This window comes from Moorena sp. SIO3I6 (assembly GCF_010672095.1).
The window spans coordinates 1-1,839 of the sequence record NZ_JAAHHU010000980.1 but is presented as its reverse complement, the minus strand read 5'-3'; the positions used below and the strand labels follow the sequence as shown (position 1 = coordinate 1,839).

Here is a 1,839-nt window from a genome sequence, read left to right as displayed (position 1 = left end):
AAGAGTTACCTCTTCCTGTTTGGCCAGTGCCTTTAGTTGCCGAGTCAGCTTTTCAGATAACTTGAAAGGGTAAGCAGCACCGTTATCAGTTTGTAGAGGCGATCGCGGTCTGTCAGTGGGCAAATTCAATACTGGTAATTCCCCTGCCAATTTTTGTTGCCAGTATTCCCAAAGTTTTTCTCCTTTTTCTCCCTCTACTAATTCTTTTGGCAAACGAACATAATCTGAGTTCATAGTTCCACCTCTATCCTGTTAATATTTTCAATATTATTCCGTTTTTTTTTATCGCCTAGCTCAATAGTCTGACTTGCGCGTAGATTAGCATTTGCCGTTATCACTGGTAGGCGATATATACACGTGGGAATCCCTCAATCGCTTCTGAGCAATTTTACGCTCCGTCTCATGATCACTTACTGGGAAATGGGCTAAGGCTACTTCGTCTACTTTTCCTTCGTGAGTCAAAGGTAAACTTGATACAGGAATATAAGCTCCTGGCATCATGTATGAAGGTAACTGCTGTTGAATTTGAGAATCTAATTGTTCGGGTGTCCAAACTCCAGCCACCACAATATAAGCTATTAGGAATGTTTGATTTGCTAATACATAAGCTTGTTCTACTCCGGCAACTGATAACAAGGCAGTTTCTATTTCCGCTAGTTCTATTCGCTTTCCTTGAATCCATGTCTGCCGTTGTTTAGCCTTGATTATTTCTACATAACCCTGGTTATGATAACGTCCTATGTCTCCTGTTTGGAATAGTTTACCTAATTCGGGGTGTTCAATAAATTGCTGCGCTCTCTTTTGCTCTTGATGCAGATAACCTCTGGCTAAACTGGAACCTCCAATATAGATTTCTCCTGGTACTCCTGTGGGGACAGGGTCTTGGTGTTGGTCTAATACATAAACTGATAACCGACCAGGGTTGCCTACAGGTACATTTTCTCTAGGAGGTTCTTCTAGCCATTGCCAGTGGGTAACTTCTCCTCCTGCTTCTGGGAGACTGTAGAAGTTGTGTAATGACACTGGGTAACTTTCGATAAATTTGTTGGCTATTTCTGTTGATAGAGTTTCTCCACTGCTAAGGAGCGATCGCCAACTGTTCAAAGATGCTGCCTGGTTAGTTGTATTTAACCAGGTGGGTAGTTCTGATGGATACAGGTGAACTATGGTAATTTTGTGCTGGCTGATTAATTTCTGTAATTCTGTTGGCTCGTCATTTGCAGCTATAACTACACTACCACCACTGATTAGAGGTAAACCTATTTCCAGAAGAGCAACATCTTGAGTCAGAGATGTTTTATGCAGTAGAATATCTCGATTAGTTATTTTCAGCGTTTCTTGTAGCCATTGTAAACGTTGAGCTACGCTGTGATGTTCTACTAACGTTTCATTGATGATATAGGCAAGATTGGTGGCTGTTGTTCCTGTATTTGGGTTGTCTGTATTCTGTTTGGCTATTAATTCCCACTCAGTGTCTATACATAGAATTTGAGCATTGGATTCAGGAATTTCTGATTTGAGGTGGTTTAGGGTTAATATTACCGAAATTGACTGCAAATCCTGTGATTTGTCGGTTGGATCTATTGCTACGTAAGTTCCTCCTGCTTTGAGTATTGCTAATAAACCGACGATTCTTTCTACAGTAGGGTCTATGTATATGCCTATTGGTGTTTCTCGGCTTATGCCTAAACCTAATAGATGGTGAGCAAGTTGGTTAGCTTTGTAGTTGAGTTGGGCGTAGGTTAGTTGTCGAGCCTCAAATATTAAAGCTACTGCATCTGGGTTCTTTTCAACAACGTTTTCAAATAATTGATGGATACATTTATCTGTTGGATAATC

At 40.7% G+C, this 1,839-nt stretch carries 2 protein-coding genes; both read right to left on the bottom strand.

Annotated elements, in window-relative coordinates; genetic code table 11:
- Positions 1–234, bottom strand: a 234-nt coding sequence (locus F6K49_RS45185) for a condensation domain-containing protein (RefSeq protein WP_293108665.1), incomplete at its 3' end; no start/stop codon positions are given.
- Between the two features lie 84 nt (positions 235–318).
- The coding region (locus F6K49_RS45180; RefSeq protein ID WP_293108663.1) for an amino acid adenylation domain-containing protein at positions 319–1,839 on the bottom strand (1,521 nt) is incomplete at its 5' end.